This is a genomic window from Colwellia sp. MB3u-45, from assembly GCF_014077005.1.
GTDB lineage: Bacteria > Pseudomonadota > Gammaproteobacteria > Enterobacterales > Alteromonadaceae > Cognaticolwellia.
In genome coordinates this window covers 61,207-80,993 of record NZ_JACGVC010000045.1, presented here as the reverse complement: position 1 = coordinate 80,993, position 19,787 = coordinate 61,207, and the positions used below count along the sequence as shown (strand labels likewise).

Genomic DNA, 19,787 nt, shown 5'->3' with positions numbered 1-19,787 from the left:
TTATGCAAATCTACTTTAGCTTTTAGCTTGGTGAGTTTTATGTCTAACTATTCAGATTAGAGTTCAGATCAGAGCGACCCACCATACGAGCGATTTCCGCTGTACGATTTGCATAGCCCCATTCGTTGTCATACCAAACATAAAGTTTAACTTGTGTGCCATTAACCACCATAGTGGAGGGTGCGTCGATAATGCACGAGCGTGGATCGGTTTTATAATCAATTGAAACTAGTGGCCGCTGTTCAAAACCTAAAATATCTTTTAGTTCGCCATTCGCCGCCGCTTGTAAATAGTCATTCACTTCTTGTTCTGTTGTAGCTCGTTCTAGCTCAAAAACACAATCGGTAATTGACGCATTAGCCAGTGGCACTCGTACCGCATGGCCATTAAGTTTACCTTTAAGTTCTGGGAAAATATGGGTAATAGCCGTTGCTGAGCCGGTAGTGGTTGGAATTAAGCTCATGCCACAAGCACGAGCGCGACGTAAATCTTTATGCGGTGCATCCAAGATGGTTTGCGTATTGGTAATATTATGAATGGTGGTCATTGAACCATGTTTAATGCCAATATTTTCGTGAATAACTTTTACCACTGGGGCAAGGCAGTTAGTGGTGCAAGATGCAGCAGTGACTATCGGGTGCTTGTCGCTGTCGTATTGGTCATCATTAACGCCCATAACAATATTTAATACGCCATCTTCTTTCACTGGCGCAGTAACGACCACACGTTTCACCCCTTGGTCTAAATAAGCTTGCAATAATGCTGTAGATTTCATCACACCCGTTGCTTCAATAACCACGTCACAACCTGACCAATCTGTGTCGGCAATAGTGCTGTTTTGGCTACAGGTAATTTCATGGTTGTTAATCACTATATTTTCAGCTTTATGCTGCGCCTGATGTTGCCAAATACCGTGTATTGAATCAAAATTAAGTAAATGTGCTAAGGTTTCTGCGTTACCAGCGGGGTCGTTAATTTTAATAATTTCAATATCATCCCAGCCATAGGCCACCCGCATCGATAAACGTCCAATACGGCCGAAACCGTTAATACCAATTTTAATTGTCATGATGATTTTCCTGTCAAAATTTATTTTATAATCACTTAGCCCGCTAAGTGATCTGGCTCATTTAAGCTTGGTGTCGCTTACTCACAACAATTTGCAATGCGTTCAGGCCTAGCGCCCATAAGATGTAACGCTTGCAAATGTGGAGTAATAAAGTTGATATTTTCTTTTAAGGTTAAACTGATAACCTGTTGTGCCCATGTGGCTACATCAGGATTAATGCTATAAAAAACCCACTGTTTTTGTTTACGTGTTAATAATAAGCCCGAGCTTTTTAATACCGCCAAATGTCGGGATATTTTTGGCTGACTAGACTCAGCAAGTGCCGCCATGAGTTCGCAAACACAAAGCTCGCCTTCTTGGGCAATCAGCAATATACTTTTAAGCCGTATATCATCAGCCAAATTTTTATAAAATTCAGTTGGATTCATTTGCTGCTCTTCTGGTTAATGCTCAGTTTAGGTGATAATAACCCAAGCCACTTAATAACGAAATAGTTATATAATAATTTTATTATAAAGCAATTATATTAAAATAAAAGTGTCTTACGAACCTGGGTATTAAAATGCGAACACGCTTTAATAATTTAAATTATTAGGTTTATCAGTGTACTAATAAAAAGCACAAATTAATTGTTGAAACGAAACTAAATAAGAACTATTATCAATCGTGTTATCAATCACCAGCGAATTTTTATCATGTTTGTTTGTATTTGCAAAGGCATCACAGATCATCAAATTAAACAATTAGTCACTGAATCCGGTGTCGGGTCTATCCGTGAACTAAAACAGCACTTACCATTAGGTTCACAGTGTGGTACTTGCGTTAAGGTTGCTCAAAATATTATTAATAACACTATTATCAATGAGAGCTTATTTAAAGAAGTCGGCTAAAGAGCCCACTTACGTTAATAACCTGACTGCAACTGATAACGATTAACATTCTCAAGTTGTTGTTTTTAAATATTTTTTTAATCTATCCTTTTCATTTACCTACTTTCTTTCTATAATTACAGCCAATATTTAATTAACTTAAATTTGAGATGCTAATGAAAGGCAACACCTCAGTACTCACCATACTTAATAAAGTACTCACCAGTGAACTAACATCGATTAATCAATATTTTCTACACGCTCGCATGTACAAAAATTGGGGTATTAATGCCTTAAACAACAAGTGCTATAAAAAATCAATCCTAGATATGAAGCAAGCTGACAAGGTTATCGAGCGGATATTATTTCTTGAAGGCCTACCTAACTTACAACAATTAGCACCACTGGCTATCGGTGAACATACCGAAGAAATGATCCGTTGTGATCTTGGTTTTCAAACCGCACAAATTGCGGTAGTGCGTAACGCCATTACTATTTGTGAACAACAACAAGATTATGTCAGCCGTGAAATGTTAGACACTATACTGAATGACGAAGAAGAACATTTAGATTGGCTGGAAACTCAGCAATACCAAATTAACGCTATGGGTATTGAGAAATTTATTCAGGCACAGCTGTAAACGGCTTAAGCTAGACCATTTAGAAGGAAAATAATATGAAAGGTAATACGCAAGTTATTGCAGCATTAAACGGCCTACTCTCCTATGAACTAGCCGCAATGGACCAATATTTCATTCATTCTCGGATGTATGAAGATTGGGGCATGAATAAGTTATTTGAACGTATCGATCACGAATTTGACGATGAAAAGTTACATGCCTCAATGCTCATTCAGCGTATTTTATTCTTAGAAGGTATACCTGATATGCATACGCGCCAAGGCTTAAATATTGGCAAGACGGTTCCTGAGATGCTGCAAAGTGATTTAGATGTGGAATATGCCGATGCAAAAGCGCTTAGAGCCGCTATTGCGCTGTGTGAACAGGAAAAAGATTACGTAACACGTGAGATTCTAGAAAAATTATTAGACGATACTGAAGTTGATCATGCCTTCTGGTTGGAACAACAATTAGGTCTCATTAAAACTATCGGTTTACAAAACTATATTCAATCGCAGTTATAACCAATATAGCCACTAAAATAGTCTATAGGTAGCCTTAATATCGTCATTCTTTCACATCGACGTGCATGTCCTTACATGCAGGTAAGTTATTAGGGCAATGCAGGAGCAATTACCGAGCTGTATTAATGCTGTACAGCGCTATGGATGGTTAAGAGCCACCATGGATAGTTAAGAGCGGCAGCGTGATCATGGCAGTACCTACATCCTAAACATAAAAAGCCAGTGAGTTTACTCGCTGGCTTTTTTAATGCGCCAACGCTATATCTTCACTAAATAAAAAGCAATCACCCTTTGTAACTTTGTCAGCACTCATCTGGGTTTAGATAAGCATTCAATGGATTATTTAATCATTAGCATAAACCGTGATTAAAATACACGCCTTACCTTGGTCGATGTCTCTTTGCATAGAATAGCTCAGTGAGTAAATCAAGACATGAGTTATAAAGTACCGATCAAAAAAAGGCCCGCATAATGCGAGCCTTAATGAAATCTAACCATAAGCGCTAAGAGCGTTTTACGGTTTCATTTCTTCTTGATCCGCACCTTCTTTTTCAATCACTTCAGGAATTAAGTCTTCTTTCGAAATACCTAATGCCAACGCAACCGAGCTGGCTACATAAACTGATGAGTAAGTACCGACAAAAACCCCTAATAATAATGCTGTCGCAAAACCATGTATTAGTGCTCCACCTTTAAAGAACAAAGCAGCAAGTACTAACAAGGTAGTAATTGAAGTAATAACGGTCCGTGATAAGGTTTGCGTTAAAGAAATGTTGATCACATCTTCAGGCGTACCAGAACGCACTTTTCTAAAGTTTTCTCGGATACGATCCGAGACCACTATGGTATCGTTGAGTGAGTAACCTATGACCGCCAGTACCGCTGCAAGTACCGTTAAATCAAACTGTAACTGTAAAACAGAGAACAAGCCTAACGTTAACAATACATCATGAAATAACGCGATAACTGAGCCTAAGGCAAAACGCCATTCAAAACGAAAGGCAACATAGACTAAAATACAGATCAGCGCCGTTAACATAGCTAAACCGCCCTGCTCTGCTAAATCATCGCCAACACTCGCCCCGACAAACTCGATGCGACGCATATCAATAGTTTGCCCAGTACCTGCTTGTAAAATATCAAGTACTTGGTTACCTAGCATTTCTGCTTTAACATCTTCACGTGGTGCTAAACGAATCACCACATCACGGCTTGAACCATATAACTGAACTACCGCATCATCAAAACCGTTTGAGTCCATAATAGCGCGAACTTTTGTCAAATCAGCCGATTCATCGAAACCAATTTCGATTAAAGTACCACCCGTAAAGTCTAAACCAAAGTTAAGCTTATTGGTCGCCAATGAAACAACCGAGGCTAGCATGAGTACAATGCTGAATATCAAGGCCACCTTGCGGTAGCGCATAAAGGCAACAGTTTCTTTTAATTGTAAAATTTGCATATAATTGAAGCCCTATATAGAAAGTTTATCGAGACGTTTACCACCCCAAACAGCGTTAACGATAGTACGAGTACCAATAACTGCGGTAAACATCGAAGTGATAATACCGATTGATAACGTGATCGCAAAACCTTTAACGGGTCCTGTGCCGATAGCAAATAAAATCAAGGCAGCAATTAACGTGGTAATATTGGCATCAATGATAGTTGAAAAGGCCGCGTCATAACCCTGATGGATTGACTGCTGAATTGATTTACCTTCACGAATTTCTTCACGAATACGCTCAAAAATAAGTACGTTAGCATCAACCGCCATACCGACAGTTAACACAATGCCGGCCATACCTGGTAACGATAGTGTTGCACCTGGGATCAACGACATAATGCCAATAATTAAGATTAAGTTCGCCCCTAACGCTATGTTTGCCACCACACCAAAGGCACGGTAATAAATCAGCATAAAGATGAAGACTAAACCAAAGCCCATCATAATGGCTTGGAAACCCAGTCTTACGTTTTCAGCACCTAATGTTGGACCAACAGTACGTTCTTCTACAATTTGAATCGGCGCAACCAAAGCACCCGCTCGAAGCAGTAAGGCTAAGTTATGTGCTTCAGATTGGCTACCCGCACCCGTAATTCTAAAAGTTTTACCTAAGCGTGCTTGGATAGTAGCAACACTGATCACTTCTTCAACTTTCTCGAAGATAGTATTACCTTCAGCATCAACACGGTCGGTTGGTTTGAATTCAATAAATACCGTTGCCATTGGCTTACCAATATTACTTTTAGTGCTGCTTGACATTTTATTACCGCCAGCAGAATCTAAGGTAATATTAACTTGTGGGCGGCTATATTCGTCAAAACTTGAACCCGCATCAACAATATGATCACCTGTAAGCATCACACGTTTTTTCAACAATACCGGTTGGCCGTTACGTTCTTTTAGTAACTCTGAGCTACCTGGAACACGACCATTAAGCGCTGCACCTAAATCACCTTCAGTATCAACTAAACGAAATTCAATCGTCGCAGTTGCACTTAAAATTTCTTTTGCTTTCGCTGTATCTTGCACGCCCGGTAATTCAATAACAATGTGCTTTTGACCTTGACGTTGTACTAGCGGCTCAGCAACACCTAGCTCATTCACACGATTACGAATAATGGTAATGTTTTGTTGCAATGCATATTCACGGGTTTCTTTTAATTTTTGATCAGTCATTCTGGCGGATAAGGTTAAGCTATCCTCATCACTAACAAATACTACATCACGGTTTTGTTTTTCTAGATATGACTCTGCACTTGCTAAGTCTTCAGCATTACGAAATTGAATACTAATGGCATCATTAACTTCTTTAACTGAGCGATAACGAATTTTTTCGCCACGTAAACCCGTGCGAAAATCATCAATTAAACTTTTTTGTACTTTAACAATCGCTTCCTGCATGTTTACTTCCATTAGGAAGCTAACACCACCACTTAAATCTAAACCTAACTTCATTGGCGTACCGCCAATGCTTGCTAACCAAGAAGGTGTTGCAGGTGTTAAGTTTAAGGCAACTGAATACTCATCACCCATATTGTCATCAAGTAGATCACGCGCACGTAATTGTTGTTCTGTGTCATTGAAACGCGCCAATATTTGACCGTTTTCCATCACAAGACTTAAGTAGGAGATTTTCTTTTCATCTAAGTGTGACTTAACTACGTCTAACGTTGCTGCGTTTGTTTCAATACCGCGCAAGCCAGAAATTTGTACTGCGGGATCTTCACCATAAAGGTTAGGAGTCGCATACAAAGCACCAACAGCTACTATAAATAGCACCATCAATGTCTTCCATAATGGATATTTGTTTAACACAATATCACCCTATTTTCTTTTGAATCGCGCGCTAATACTAAACTAAGTTATCGCACGAAAGTTTGTTATAATTTTTGTTATCACTATTGCATAAGCTATTTAAGGCGTGCAATTGATCACTATCAATGCACACCTTCAAAACCGCTATAGCGAAAAAAGCCAACAAGATCTCATTATAGAGATTTCATTGTACCTTTAGGTAATACAGCATTAATTGCACTTTTTTGTACTGTAACTTCAGTACCTTCGGCGATGCTTACGACGATAAAATCTTTTTCATCTGAAACTTTAGCAATTTTACCAACAATGCCGCCTTGTGTTAGTACTTCGTCACCTTTTGATAATTCAGACATCAAACTTTTATGCTCTTTCACACGTTTAGCTTGTGGACGATAGATCATAAAATAAAATACTAAACCAAATACAGCTAGCATAATTAACATTGACATACCATCAGCCCCTTGAGCGGGACCTGCAGCAGCGTGGGCTTGACTAATAAATAAACTCATAAATACCTCTTTTTATTTTTCTGATTAATTTTATAAAATGGCGAAATTACAGCTGTTTATGCTGTTTCATTGTCCGCTAATGAACTAGCTAATGGCGGAACAGGTAAATCACGTAGCGCATAAAACTCAGCAACAAACGTATCTAGTTTGCCTTGCTCTATCGCGTCACGCAATCCTTGCATTACACGTTGGTAAAAACGTAAATTATGCATGGTATTTAATTGCGAACCTAAAATTTCATTACATTTGTCTAAATGATGTAAATAAGCACGCGAATAATTTTTACAAGTATAACAATCACATTCAGGATCTAATGGGCCAGTATCCGTTTTGTGACGAGCATTTCTAATTTTGATAACCCCGTTAGTGACAAATAAATGTCCGTTACGGGCATTACGTGTTGGCATCACACAATCGAACATGTCAATACCGCGGCGCACACCTTCAACTAAGTCTTCAGGTTTACCAACTCCCATAAGATATCGGGGTTTATTTTCTGGTATCAAGGGCGCGGTATGATCTAATATTCGAATCATATCTTCTTTGGGTTCACCAACTGATAAGCCACCAATAGCATAGCCATCAAAACCGATACTGGTTAAGCCATTAACAGAGACTTCACGTAGATCTTCATACATGCCGCCTTGTACAATACCAAATAAAGCATTGAGGTTACCCTCATGGGCATCTTTTGAACGCTGCGCCCAACGCAATGAAAGCTCCATTGACACTTTTGATTCTTCATGACTCGCGGGATAAGGGGTACATTCATCAAATATCATCACGATGTCAGAGCCTAAACTGCGCTGAACTTCCATTGAGCGTTCAGGTGTTAGCATAATTTTTTCACCGTTCACGGGCGAGCTAAATTTAACCCCTTCTTCGGTGATTTTACGCATTTTACCTAAGCTAAATACTTGGAAGCCGCCTGAATCGGTTAGAATGGGCTTATCCCAATTCATGAAGCCATGTAAGCCACCGTGTTGTTCGATAATTTCAGTACCTGGGCGTAACATCAAGTGAAAGGTATTGCCTAAAATAATTTCGGCACCTGTTTCTGCTACTTCTTCAGCTTTCATGCCTTTTACTGTGCCGTAAGTACCTACTGGCATAAACGCTGGGGTTTCTATTGTGCCACGGTCAAAGGTTAAACGACCACGTCGAGCTTTACCGTCTTTAGTGAGTAACTCGTACTGCATAGCGTTTTTTTCTGTTTTATCTGTCATATTTCATCCTTCGCCCACTAGCGAAACAGGCTAGCTGCTTTTGCGTTTAAGTGGCTATAACCTAGCCAACTTGTATTTTTTACGATTAAGTATTGTGATCTTTTTTCGTTAACAGCATGGCATCACCATAACTGAAAAAGCGATACTGCTGTGCAACCGCATGTTGATAAGCCGCGATAATATTGTCGTAACCGGCAAAGGCACTGACTAACATCAGCAAGGTTGATTCCGACAAGTGAAAATTAGTAATTAAACTATCAACAATTTGAAATTCATAACCTGGGGTAATAAAAATATCGGTATCACCATAAAATTCACTAAAGGCTTTACCTTGTTCTTTAGCCACTTTAGCGGCACTTTCTAGTGAACGAACTGACGTGGTGCCCACCGCAATAACTTTACCGCCATTGGCCTTAGTTTGCTCAATTTGAGTGACAACACTCGCGGGCACTTCAACATACTCAGCATGCATAATATGGTCAGCGATTTCCTCAACCTTTACGGGTTGAAAGGTACCTGCACCTACATGTAAAGTCACAAAAGCAAAATCTACACCTTTGGCTTTCAGTGCTGCCATGAGTGCATCGTCAAAATGCAAGCCGGCTGTTGGCGCGGCTACCGCACCGGGCTTTTCATTATAAACTGTTTGATAGCGTTCACGGTCACTGTCTTCATCAGGTCGATCAATATAAGGCGGCAACGGCATATGGCCAACGTCATCTAATATGGATAACACTGATTGTTCACCATGAAATTTAAGCTCAAACAAGGCGTCATGTCTTGCCACCATAGTGGCTTTAACTTTACCTTCTAATAGTATTTCACTACCCGGCTTTGGCGATTTACTGCAGCGGATGTGTGCTAACACCCGATGTTCATCGAGTAAACGTTCAACTAAAACCTCTAATTTACCACCACTGGCTTTTTGACCAAACATGCGTGCTGGAATCACTCGCGTATTGTTAAAAACTAACAAGTCTCCCGCTTTGACATGGGCAACAAGGTCAGTAAAATTCTCATCATTAAGCACGCCACTATTACCATTTAAGGTCATTAAACGGCTGGCTGAACGGTTGGCTTTTGGGTATCGAGCGATAAGCTCTTCGGGTAAATCAAATGAAAAATCAGCAACACGCATGGTAAATAAACTAGTTTAAAGGTTAAAAAACGCGTAATTTTAGTGCTGCACGTCACGAATAGCAAGTATTAACTTGTAAAACTCAGCATGGGTTATAACAGCGATATCACCTAAAGTACCTAACTGCTATCACGAGCATAAATAGCGACTATAGTTTAAAATTAATCACCTAAAACCTTCATTTTGACGTATGCTGAAATAAAATAACTTAGTCAGGTAAGCACATGAAAAATCTTGCTTTCGCTATCGCAAAAACTATTATCAACGGTTTTGAGCGACATATTTATCTTTACAGTGAAATAACAAAAACGGCAAAAGAACGTTTTGAGCAACAACGTTGGCATGACATACAATTAGCCGCTAAAGCCCGTACTGACTTTTATGATCAACGTATAGAAGAAACACTCACCACTATTAAACAAGATTTTCTGGTCACTGAGTTAAGTGATGAGCTTTGGCAATATGTTAAAAGTTGCTATATAGACATACTTAGTAAACATCCTCAACCAGAGTTAGCTGAGAGTTTTTATAATTCAATATTTTGCCATCTGTTTGAGCGTGAATATTATCATAATGCCTATATTTTCGTGCAATCAACCGCCACACGCTTAGATACGTTACCGACACCAAAAATATTTACCAGTTACTTTCCTGCCGAACAAGGATTGTTTCAAACCATCAACCACATTATGAATAAACAAAATTTTTCAGTGCCATTTACGCACTTGAAAAAAGATATCAATATTCTGATAGCAAAATTTCGTCAACACGCAGATAAAACGCTCTATCAGCTATCAGATTTACAATTCGATATTTTAGATTCTGTTTTCTACCGTAATAAAGGCGCTTATATTATTGGCCGAGTAATTTCCCCAGGTGGTGAAACACCCTTTATTATTTCGCTATTAAACACTGAAAAAGAAGGTTTTTATATTGACGCTTTGATCACCGAAGGTGAAGATATGGCGGTGGTTTTTGGTTTTGCTCGTGCTTATTTCTTTGTTGATTGTCAGCACCCACACGCGTTAATTGTTTTTCTTAATCGTTTAACCCCCCATAAAACTAGCGCAGATTTATATTCTGCCATCGGTTTTCACAAACAGGGAAAAACCCAGTTTTATCGTGACTTTTTAAACCACCTGAATAACAGTGATGACAAACTTGTACTCGCGCCGGGTATCAAAGGTATGGTGATGTCGGTATTTATGCTGCCATCATATCCCTATGTTTTTAAGGTTATTAAAGACAAGTTTTCCCCCAGTAAAAATATGACTCGGGAAGATGTTAAAGGCAAATATCGTTTAGTTAAATTGCATGATCGAGTGGGACGAATGGCTGATACGATGGAATATTCAGAAGTGGCCTTTCCAAAACAGCGCTTCTCAGCCGAGCTACTTGAAGAACTCAACACCGTTGCCCCTTCGTTGTTAAGATATGAAGATGATTTAGTGATCATTAAACATATGTATATCGAACGTAAAATGACGCCACTGAATTTGTACTTGGCAACAGCCAATGATGCCCAAGTAGACAATGCTATGTATGGTTACGGCGAAGCGATTAAACAGCTAATTGCCGCCAATATATTTCCAGGCGATATGTTGTTGAAAAATTTTGGTGTCACGCGCCATGGTCGAGTAATTTTTTATGACTACGATGAAATTACCTATATGAATGAGGTTAATTTTCGCGTTAAACCAGAAGCCGTCACAGAAGAGCAAATTTACGCTGCAGAGCCATGGTACTCAGTTGACCCTGGTGATGTATTTCCAGAAGAAATAGCCACTTTTGCATTAGCCAATAAGCGTTATCGACAAGCCTTTTTAGGTCATCATGCTAATTTACTGCAAGCTCAATATTGGCAAGACTGCCAAGCGAGTGTAGCTAAAGGCGTTTTTGCCGATGTTTACCCGTATCCTGAAGAATCACGTTTTTGTCATTGGAAAAGTAAATAAAACCACACGAAATAGTCAAACAACTTTAGTTGTCTGGCTATTTCGCCGCTCTACTTCAAGCAGAACCTTGAAGTAGAACGGCTATAAAACCAACAATAATTAATAAAAACCCGCACATCTGCTGTTTATTTAGCCGAACAGTCATTTTTTTTAAATTTACGCTTTACCTTTAGCTCGGCATCAGTATAATTCGAATCTGTTGCAGGGGTGTAGTTCCAATTGGTAGAACAGCGGTCTCCAAAACCGACGGTTGGGAGTTCGAATCTCTCCACCCCTGCCAATATCCTTTCTTATGTTAGATCATGTTAGTTCTTACTAATTTGATTAATTAACTAACAAATCGTATTTATAACAAATTCTAGTTCTTCCTATTTCAAAACTCTGTCATGATAACTGTGATTTCTAACTGTAGCTAAAATGATATGAGCATTAACAAAAGACAATTTGAATTATTACAAGCCATGGGCATCACCGTTTGGCAAAGGCGAGAATTATCCAGCCATAACGTATTGTCAGCTAATGCTACTGAGACTGCTCAAAATAACGCTACAAATAGCGACTCAAGCACCGCAGTTACCTCACCCGCATTATCACAATCAAGTCCGGATACAACTAAGCAAACAGCACAAAGTGACTATATTGCTGTCGATCTACAGTCATTACTTAAACAACCGCTATTTAAAGATATTATTCGTTGTTTAGGTGCGAATAGCGCCGATTTATCAATTAGCCATAATAAAATCGATTTAGGTATTATTAATTGGCAATTCACGCCAAATAAACGTATTGAATTTAAGCATAACTGCTTAAGTACACCCGATTTAACCACGCTTGCCAACTCGCCAGAATTAAAAAAATCATTGTGGCAATCAATAGGATCTTTAAGCTCAACATGAAACAAATAATAAACACTACTTTTACGCCTGTGCATCAGGATATAGTCGAACAGCTTATGGTGATTGAACTTGCCTGCCACCCACACCCGTGGAGTGAAAAAACCTTTAGAAGTTGTATCAGCGGGCGATATTTTGGTGATTATTTAACCATAGATAATAGTATTGTCGGTTTTTATGTTGGCGAGTTCATCTTAGGTGAAGCAACATTAATGGATATTTGTGTTAGCCCAGAGCAACAAGGTAAAGGTTACGGTAAAGCTCTGTTGTTACAGTTTTTCGCACACTGTAAAACACTCGCTACCGACAGTATTTTCCTCGAAGTACGGGCAAAAAATATTAGCGCACAAATGCTTTATATTAATCAGGGCTTTACTGAAATATCACGCAGAACCGGCTATTACCCAAGCAATACCGGCTTTGGTTATGAAGACGCTATAGTGATGTCAAAAAAACTAAAATAAACTAAGCTAAAGTTAGGTGAAGTTAGGTGAAGTTAAATTAAAGTCTGTGTGATTTTGCCATAATAATGCACAGTAAAACCCTGACCATTTCTCTCCTCAATACTTGGGATAATACTGACTTTATTATCGAGCCATTGTGTTTGGAAGATAGTGTCTGGAAAATAGTGTCAGGCAAATTCCGTCTGGCCAAAATTGTCTGGTTAAGCTGAGCAATTAACGCTTAACCTATCTCTAGCCGCCTCAGTAGAATTACATAGCCCTTAACAACTTATAACGATCACTAAATTTATAGCCAATAACTCAGCCATTAACTAAACCATTACTGCTTGCTATATTATCTTGAGTCATTACAATTATATTTTACCTATTATTTCTCATATTTTTAATAGTCGATTATTCAACACCTTGTCTAAAACATAATAATGTCTCGATTACTAGATTAATGCTAATTTTGGAGCTCTAATGAATAAAATAAATTACTTGCTAGCCATTATGCCACTGGCTTTATCACTCACTGTGCAGGCAAATTCAACGCACTTAAACACGGTTAGCGACGACCTTGTTAGCCAGCAAAGAGCCGCACTTGCTCACAACACAAAAAATAAAGGTTTTGGCCCACAATCTCCTAGAGATATAGATGCTGTTGTGGGCACAAACACTATTGATTTTGGCACAGCACCCGCCTACGAAACCATGAACTTATGTAACATTCATTTTCACAAAAATGCTGAGCATACCGGTGGACAATTTACCCAATATGCCGGTAATGGTGATGGTCAAGGATATCAAAGCGGCTATCTATATTCAGGCAAGTTAACTGCACAGCAACTACAACCAGTATCTAAAAATGTTTGTCCTAGTAAACATGGCGGCTTACAATCTGGCGATACCATTGAAGTACATTACGTTCATTCATCTGCGCAGATAAAACCTGGAGCGACCTTAGGTGCTTGTTTAAGTGAGTCGATTAAAAACCCCCAACTACGAGTGGAAACTCAAGTCTATGTCCTGGTTAACGATAATAACGCGTTGAACTTTACTCAGTTAACCTTAGTTGGCGAACAAAACGAACAGTATCAAGCATTAAACCTGCCCAACAATACCGGTAAACCCGTGATATATAGTGGCTCAACCACTGGCCCTAGTTATAATGAAGTAGGTTCACCTTTTCAAGTCACTTGGAGTGTTCGACCTGAAGTGGCTAAAGTCAATATTGATACAATAGCTCAGTGGTGTGAAAGCAATGAGTTTAACGAAGATCATGCCCATGGGGTCAGAAACTTAATCACTAATCATGAACTACTTTCACCGATCAAGTAGTCAGATGTTAATAATATCAATAACTCAGTAACACAAAAATAAAAGGCAAAAAGCAAGCCACAGAGTTCGCTTTCCCCCCCTTAGGCAAATTGCTTGCTAATTATTCCTGGGGGTTAGCAATCTCGGCAGGTATTTCCCTGACATTGATCTTATATTCATGTTAGATAAAATGTATATTTTTAATCTGATATACCACTGAATTAGCCGACTTTCAAATATCCACCAAACCATCAAATAAGTGTACTGTAAGCTTTGTCATCAATGTTCGGGAAAGTATCTAAGAATCGTTGTTTAGAGTGTTCTGATGCGGAAGGACTTAGTTAGCTGTCTAATTAAAGATAATAAAAATTCTAATCAAAGGTCAAATCTATACAATTTAGAGCTTGATATTATTCCGTGTGATGCCAAATTAATTGATATGGTATTTGCAAATAAGTTAGGTGAAAAGATTGTTTATCTTTGGACGTAGTAAATGGGGTAATTCAATTTTATCATTTAATATCAGGAAATGTTGATTTTCAAGAACACTTTACGGCCATACAACAGGCTCCTAAAACAAAATTATTATCTGAATATAAGTTTGATATTTATATTGATCATTCTTCTTTTGAAATATTTGTTAATAACGGTGAAACAGTTCTCACTTCAATTTTTTTCCCTAATATGCCTGACTCTACAATAAGTATTGAAGCTGATAGCACATTAATGTAGGTAATCTTACGATAAGTGAACTCAATACTATTTGGTAGTAATTAACTGTACTTTTTTGAGTTTAAAATTAACTAGGCGTAATAAGTAGGTGTTGTTACACCTACTCTATAGAGTTTTAGTCAGCTTATTCTTGTCTTGATCATTTTATTATTGAGACAATTAATTACCAATAAAAAACATCTCCCAAATAGAGCATCCGAATCATCGAAGCCCTAATGGGTGCATGCTTAATTTACTTGCTAGCTTAGTTGTTTACTGCCTCAAAGAAGAAAAGTTTAAGCTCAGAATAAGCGACGTCGAGTTAAACTCAATGGTAAAGCTTAAACCGTTCTCATGCTAACTAATATAAACAGCACACTATATTAAATTTAATATTCAGGAATACCAGATTTAATGTAGGCTCAATAATATAGATATCCAATAAATGAGTTGAAAAATACTTTAGTAAAGTCTAGTTGATCATTATCACCAGAAAATTATAAAAAATTGTAAAAAATTGTAAATTACTGACCATTTATACTATTCAGCTCTCTTAACCACACATTTCTAAAACTCACAAGATTACCATGATCTTGTAACTGTAAAGGCGCGCAGCCATGTTTTTTATAACTGGGTGCTCCAATCCATTCAGTTTTACCTTGAATTTCTACATGATTTTGCGCTAGTACACCATTATGTAGGAGCGTAACATATCCCGGTGTAATCAGTTTTTCTTCATTAAATCGAGGTGCGGTATATATTATGTCGTACGTTTGCCACTCGCCGGTAGGCTTCATCGCGTTAACTAAAGGAATCGTTTGCTTGTAAACGCTTCCCACTTGGCCATTTGCATAGGTTTCATTCTGGTACGAATCTAAAATTTGTATTTCATAACGTTGCTGAAAAAAAATTCCACTGTTATTTCTTTGCTGACCTTTCATGCCGCTAACATTCGTCGGTGTTTTCCATTCAAAGTGCAATTGCACATCACAAAAACTTTGCTTGGTTTTAATATCGCCCATTCCTGGATTAACAGTAAAATAATCATCTGTTACAGCCCAAGATACAGTTCCACCTTTTAATGTTTCCCATGAGCTTAAATCAGTACCATCAAATAATATTGTTGCATCTGAGGGAACATGATTTGCATTTACTGAAACAATTTTAGGTACTGGAGACCAAACTTCTGTTTTTTGTGCTTGCTGCCACGGCTCTAGTGCATTGTCTGCAACAGCTACATAACTTGCAATGCTACTTGCTATTAGGCCAAGTAAGCTTATATTTTTTTTCATATTCATTTATATTTCCTTTAAATATTATTTATAAAATTTGAGGTAATTAACTTCAGCTCGTAGACCAAGCTTTATCGCCTTTTTTATAAGGAAGTGCCCCGTCGTAATATCCAGGCACAGCAACATATCTCAAGACCTCAGTAGCTCCAATTTTTGAAGTGAAAAAACAAAACAATACAAGCTGCTTCATTAACGAAAAGTAATGAGGTATTTTTTTCGTCGTATTTTCTGATGCATGCACATTTTTTTCATTGTAGATGCGTGCCTCATTATCCAATGTCGTTAGTAATTTCATTTGCTGTTCAACAGTTAACGCTATAAAGTCTTTATTATAAACTTGGTGAGCGTATGCCTTTATCGTGCTAATACCTGAGATGAACGCTTCACGTTCAGGTTTTTCATAACAATCAGTAACCATAATAGTCATCATTAAACCAACGTTGGCATCTTTAGCCCCTGGGGTATCTGTTCGAGGTAAAATTCCTTCCCCTATTTCATTTAGCATTGCGACATCTTTGTCAGTAAAATCTGTGTTTTTTAGATCGGTCGCACTTAGTACACTTTTAGCGAATACATTAGTTCCTACAAATAATGTACCTGTAGCAACCGTAATCATTTTTAATAATTCACGCCTATTCATGACTATAAATTACCTTTTTTTAATTCGTCTACAGCAAAATGTGCTGCACGTGCTGTTAATGCCATGTAGGTTAGCGATGGGTTCACGCAAGAGCCTGATGTCATACAAGCACCGTCGGTTAAGAATACATTCAGTGCATCCCATACTTGATTATGGCTATTAAGCACAGAGGTTTTTGGATCTCTGCCCATTCGAGCGGTACCCATTTCATGAATGCCCATACCGGGGTGATAATCACTTTCATAACCGCGTACATTTTTTAAGCCGGCTGATTCAAAAATCTCTACCGCATCTTGCAGCATGTCTTTGCGCATATTAATTTCGTTTTGCTTAATTTCAACATTCATTTCAAGCACAGGTAATCCCCATTTATCTCTCTTTTTATGATTCAAATAAACATGATTACTATGATCTGGTAACATTTCACCAAACGCTGTCATACCAATGGTCCAGGAACCAGGCTCGGTTATCGTATCTTTAAGGTTTTTACCTATCCCCATTTCTGCAACATCTTGCCCCCAACCTTGTCGACTTGCTGAACCTTGATAACCAAAACCTCTAAGGTAATTTCGTTTATCAGATCCCCAATTACGAAAACGTGGAATATAAAATCCGCTCGGACGACGCCCATAGTGATACAAATCGTCAAAGCCTTCTACTTCAGCCTGAGCACCTACCTTAAAATGGTGATCCATTACATTATGCCCTAGCTCGCCACTACTACTCCCTAAGCCTCCTTCCCAAACATCTGTAGCAGAATTCATGAGCAACCAAGCAGAATTAAGTGTTGACGCATTTACAAAAATAATTTTACTTTTAAACTCGTACACCTCGTGAGTTTCAGCATCAATAACCGATACACCTGTCGCTCTTTTCTTGTCTTTATCATAAAGAATTTCTTTTACAATTGAGAATGGGCGAAGAGTTAAATTTCCTGTTTTTACTGCCGCTGGCAACGTACAAGATTGCGTACTAAAATATCCACCAAACGGACAACCTAACCAACATTTATTACGGTACTGACAATTCAACCTATTTTGTTCTGGCTTAGGTTGAGTCATATTTGCCGTGCGACCTGATATTAAATGGCGAGAGCTTTTGTAGGCTTTTTTTATACGTGCTGCGACTTCTTTCTCTACACAATTCAATAATATGGCTGGTTGATACTGACCGTCAGGTAAAACATCTAAGCCATCTCTATTTCCACTTATTCCGGCATAGCGTTCAACATAATCATACCAAGGTGAAATATCTTCATATCGAATAGGCCAATCAACCGCTATCCCTTCTTTGGCATTAGCCATAAAGTCTTCTGGATTCAATCTATAACTTTGACGACCCCATAATAAAGATCGGCCGCCTACGTGATAGCCTCTGTACCAATCAAATCGTTTTTTTTCTACGTACGGCGATTCTTGTTCATTGGCCCACATACCAAACGTTGGCTCATTCAGTGGAAAATCTCGTGATAGCACCGGATGATTTTTTACCATTTCTTGTGTGCGTTCGCCACGATGTGGGTAATCCCATGCTTCTTTATGCGCATTTTCATAACCTGTTATGTGATCTATGTTTCTTCCTCTTTCGAGCATTAAAACTTTAAGACCTTTTTCTGTAAGTTCTTTTGCGGCCCAGCCACCACTTATCCCCGAACCAACGACGATAGCATCGTAATAATTACTTTCCATTTTAAATCCCCTCGGACAGTATTTTAGTTAATCAGTAAATCAGGTATACACCCGTTTTTTTTGTTTGTTTAATTATGTATTGCGTTGAATATTAAATAATTGATGCAAAATTTAATGAGCAATTAGCGTAAAATTTTTCTAATTGATATTCTCGGTATAAGTCTCCAACCCCTGGCTGCTTTACCGCTAAAGAAGGAAAAACATTGTTACCGGCTAATAGGCAATGCCAAGACGACAATGAGAATTGTGAACCTGTTTGGCTCATCACCACTTCTTGCGTTAATTCCTTTCCTTTATACCAACAGTCTAATATATGCAAAAGAGCATCTGATAATATGAGGTTTTCTCTATTTTCCTTCCAGTAATCACTGTCATGCCGACTATTTAACTTATAATGCGCAACGATATAATCTCTGACGCTTTCAAACCGTTCATTGACTATTTTATTGTAGGTCGTTTGATATTTATTGGTAAAATCACCTTGTTCAAACAGTGTAATAAAACTATCAATACTGGTTTGTACTAAATGTAATGCCGTGGCTTCTAATGGTTCTATAAACCCTTGAGAAAGCCCTAGTGCCAAACAATTTTTACTCCAGTGGCTCTCTAATTGCCCAATATTCATTTTTAAATGTTTGGCATTTACGTCTTTATCTATAATGCCTAAATGATCCCTTAATTCTCTTTCTGCTTTGTCACTGTCTATAAATTGAGAACTATAAACATAGCCATTACCTTGTCGATTCGCTAGAGGTATTTCCCACGCCCAACCTGCACTAAGTGCCGTAGAAATGGTTTCAATACTGTTATCATACGGCGTGTTTGTAGGTATAACGACAGCTGAATCATTGAATAAATTATCGCTAAAAGAGGTAAACTTAACCTTTAGTTTTTGTCGCATAAGTACAGCTTCAAACCCAGAACAATCGATAAAAAAATCGCCCTCAAAAACGTTGTTTGCATCGGTTACTAAGTGTTTTATTGAACCATCAATATGCTGTTCAACAGAGGTTACTTTGCCTTGATAATGCGTTACACCTAAAGCAACGGCTTTCTCTTTTAAAAAAGTACCTAATAGCGCTGAATCAAAGTGATAACCATATTCTGTGTTAAACGGAAAATTTATAGCCGCTTCAGGCTTTAATTTTTTTTGAGCCAATACCCCATTTAAAAAAAACAGTTCTGGATCTGTTGTTACGTTTAATCCCATCCTACGTGTTAAACAATTTACAAAAAAAGATCGTTCGCTGTGAACATCTACCTGAGATTTAAAAGGGTGCGAATAACTATTTAGCGGACTTGATGGGCTCCAACCATTAAAACGAATATTTAATTTATAGGTTGCGTTGCATGCAGGCATCCATTCAGATTCTGCTATATTCATCTGATTAAAAAATGCTTTTAATGTGGGCGTTGACCCTTCCCCCACACCCACAATACCAATACAGGGAGATTCAATTAAATAAATCGCTATGGGTTTGTTTTTCCACTTTTTTGCCATTAGGTTTGCGGCCATCCAACCGGCCGTGCCGCCACCTAATATCACTATTTTCTTTAACGTCGACATA

19 protein-coding genes and 1 tRNA gene are annotated in these 19,787 nt (G+C 38.3%); 9 read left to right on the top strand and 11 right to left on the bottom strand.

The genetic code is table 11. The features are described 5' to 3' along the window. Nucleotides 1-43: 43 nt before the first annotated feature. Nucleotides 44-1,069: an ArsJ-associated glyceraldehyde-3-phosphate dehydrogenase gene (locus H4J41_RS08570; protein WP_182135651.1), complete on the bottom strand. Its 1,026-nt coding sequence runs from the start codon at nucleotides 1,067-1,069 to the stop codon at nucleotides 44-46. A 77-nt stretch (nucleotides 1,070-1,146) separates the two neighbouring features. Then, a complete protein-coding gene (locus H4J41_RS08565; protein ID WP_182135650.1) occupies nucleotides 1,147-1,497 on the bottom strand; it encodes a metalloregulator ArsR/SmtB family transcription factor in 351 nt (116 codons plus the stop codon). Nucleotides 1,498-1,764: 267 nt separating this feature from the next. Here H4J41_RS08565 and H4J41_RS08560 point away from each other — a divergent pair, with 267 nt between their 5' ends. The 3 genes from H4J41_RS08560 to bfr (H4J41_RS08550) all read left to right on the top strand — a co-directional run bounded on the left by H4J41_RS08560 (nucleotide 1,765) and on the right by bfr (H4J41_RS08550) (nucleotide 3,082). Continuing rightward, on the top strand, nucleotides 1,765-1,959 hold the full coding sequence (locus H4J41_RS08560) for a (2Fe-2S)-binding protein (protein ID WP_182135649.1): 195 nt from the start codon (nucleotides 1,765-1,767) through the stop codon (nucleotides 1,957-1,959). Nucleotides 1,960-2,114: 155 nt separating this feature from the next. Further along, nucleotides 2,115-2,579 (top strand): bacterioferritin, encoded by a 465-nt coding sequence (gene bfr, locus H4J41_RS08555; RefSeq protein WP_182135648.1) that lies wholly within the window; start codon nucleotides 2,115-2,117, stop codon nucleotides 2,577-2,579. Nucleotides 2,580-2,614: 35 nt separating this feature from the next. After that, nucleotides 2,615-3,082 (top strand): bacterioferritin, encoded by a 468-nt coding sequence (gene bfr / locus H4J41_RS08550; protein ID WP_182135647.1) that lies wholly within the window; start codon nucleotides 2,615-2,617, stop codon nucleotides 3,080-3,082. Nucleotides 3,083-3,596: 514 nt separating this feature from the next. Here the strand turns inward: bfr (H4J41_RS08550) and secF are convergent. From secF to queA, 5 genes are all read right to left on the bottom strand, one after another. Continuing rightward, nucleotides 3,597-4,544: a protein translocase subunit SecF gene (gene secF / locus H4J41_RS08545; RefSeq protein ID WP_182135646.1), complete on the bottom strand. Its 948-nt coding sequence runs from the start codon at nucleotides 4,542-4,544 to the stop codon at nucleotides 3,597-3,599. A gap of 12 nt (nucleotides 4,545-4,556) precedes the next feature. Then, nucleotides 4,557-6,404 (bottom strand): protein translocase subunit SecD, encoded by a 1,848-nt coding sequence (secD, locus tag H4J41_RS08540; protein WP_182135645.1) that lies wholly within the window; start codon nucleotides 6,402-6,404, stop codon nucleotides 4,557-4,559. A gap of 173 nt (nucleotides 6,405-6,577) precedes the next feature. Continuing rightward, nucleotides 6,578-6,913 carry a preprotein translocase subunit YajC gene (gene yajC, locus H4J41_RS08535; protein WP_182135644.1) on the bottom strand — a complete coding sequence of 112 codons (336 nt, stop codon included), beginning with the start codon at nucleotides 6,911-6,913 and terminating at the stop codon, nucleotides 6,578-6,580. A 56-nt stretch (nucleotides 6,914-6,969) separates the two neighbouring features. Then, the gene (tgt, locus tag H4J41_RS08530) at nucleotides 6,970-8,112 is read right to left on the bottom strand and encodes a tRNA guanosine(34) transglycosylase Tgt (protein ID WP_182135704.1); all 1,143 of its coding nucleotides are present in this window, start codon (nucleotides 8,110-8,112) and stop codon (nucleotides 6,970-6,972) included. Between the two features lie 112 nt (nucleotides 8,113-8,224). Further along, nucleotides 8,225-9,277 (bottom strand): tRNA preQ1(34) S-adenosylmethionine ribosyltransferase-isomerase QueA, encoded by a 1,053-nt coding sequence (gene queA / locus H4J41_RS08525; protein WP_182135643.1) that lies wholly within the window; start codon nucleotides 9,275-9,277, stop codon nucleotides 8,225-8,227. 224 nt (nucleotides 9,278-9,501) lie between these two features. Here queA and aceK point away from each other — a divergent pair, with 224 nt between their 5' ends. The 6 genes from aceK to H4J41_RS08495 all read left to right on the top strand — a co-directional run bounded on the left by aceK (nucleotide 9,502) and on the right by H4J41_RS08495 (nucleotide 14,620). Beyond that, on the top strand, nucleotides 9,502-11,232 hold the full coding sequence (aceK, locus tag H4J41_RS08520) for a bifunctional isocitrate dehydrogenase kinase/phosphatase (RefSeq protein ID WP_182135642.1): 1,731 nt from the start codon (nucleotides 9,502-9,504) through the stop codon (nucleotides 11,230-11,232). Nucleotides 11,233-11,435: 203 nt separating this feature from the next. Beyond that, nucleotides 11,436-11,512 (top strand) — tRNA-Trp (locus H4J41_RS08515). A 142-nt stretch (nucleotides 11,513-11,654) separates the two neighbouring features. Beyond that, nucleotides 11,655-12,128: a DNA polymerase III subunit psi gene (locus H4J41_RS08510; protein ID WP_182135641.1), complete on the top strand. Its 474-nt coding sequence runs from the start codon at nucleotides 11,655-11,657 to the stop codon at nucleotides 12,126-12,128. After that, entirely contained in the window at nucleotides 12,125-12,589 is a 465-nt protein-coding gene (gene rimI / locus H4J41_RS08505) for a ribosomal protein S18-alanine N-acetyltransferase (RefSeq protein ID WP_182135640.1), read from the top strand. The genes H4J41_RS08510 and rimI overlap by 4 nt, the downstream gene beginning before the upstream one ends. 462 nt (nucleotides 12,590-13,051) lie before the next feature. After that, entirely contained in the window at nucleotides 13,052-13,909 is an 858-nt protein-coding gene (locus tag H4J41_RS08500; protein WP_182135639.1) for a delta-class carbonic anhydrase, read from the top strand. 459 nt (nucleotides 13,910-14,368) lie between these two features. After that, nucleotides 14,369-14,620, top strand: coding sequence for a GH32 C-terminal domain-containing protein (locus H4J41_RS08495; protein WP_182135638.1), 252 nt, complete (start codon nucleotides 14,369-14,371; stop codon nucleotides 14,618-14,620). A 503-nt stretch (nucleotides 14,621-15,123) separates the two neighbouring features. Here the strand turns inward: H4J41_RS08495 and H4J41_RS08490 are convergent. The 4 genes from H4J41_RS08490 to H4J41_RS08475 all read right to left on the bottom strand — a co-directional run bounded on the left by H4J41_RS08490 (nucleotide 15,124) and on the right by H4J41_RS08475 (nucleotide 19,786). Beyond that, the gene (locus tag H4J41_RS08490; protein ID WP_182135637.1) at nucleotides 15,124-15,897 is read right to left on the bottom strand and encodes a DUF1080 domain-containing protein; all 774 of its coding nucleotides are present in this window, start codon (nucleotides 15,895-15,897) and stop codon (nucleotides 15,124-15,126) included. Between the two features lie 46 nt (nucleotides 15,898-15,943). Further along, nucleotides 15,944-16,531, bottom strand: coding sequence for a gluconate 2-dehydrogenase subunit 3 family protein (locus tag H4J41_RS08485; RefSeq protein WP_182135636.1), 588 nt, complete (start codon nucleotides 16,529-16,531; stop codon nucleotides 15,944-15,946). A 2-nt stretch (nucleotides 16,532-16,533) separates the two neighbouring features. After that, a complete protein-coding gene (locus tag H4J41_RS08480; RefSeq protein WP_182135635.1) occupies nucleotides 16,534-18,219 on the bottom strand; it encodes a GMC oxidoreductase in 1,686 nt (561 codons plus the stop codon). A 91-nt stretch (nucleotides 18,220-18,310) separates the two neighbouring features. Further along, the gene (locus tag H4J41_RS08475; protein WP_182135634.1) at nucleotides 18,311-19,786 is read right to left on the bottom strand and encodes a tryptophan halogenase family protein; all 1,476 of its coding nucleotides are present in this window, start codon (nucleotides 19,784-19,786) and stop codon (nucleotides 18,311-18,313) included. Nucleotide 19,787 lies beyond the last annotated feature (1 nt).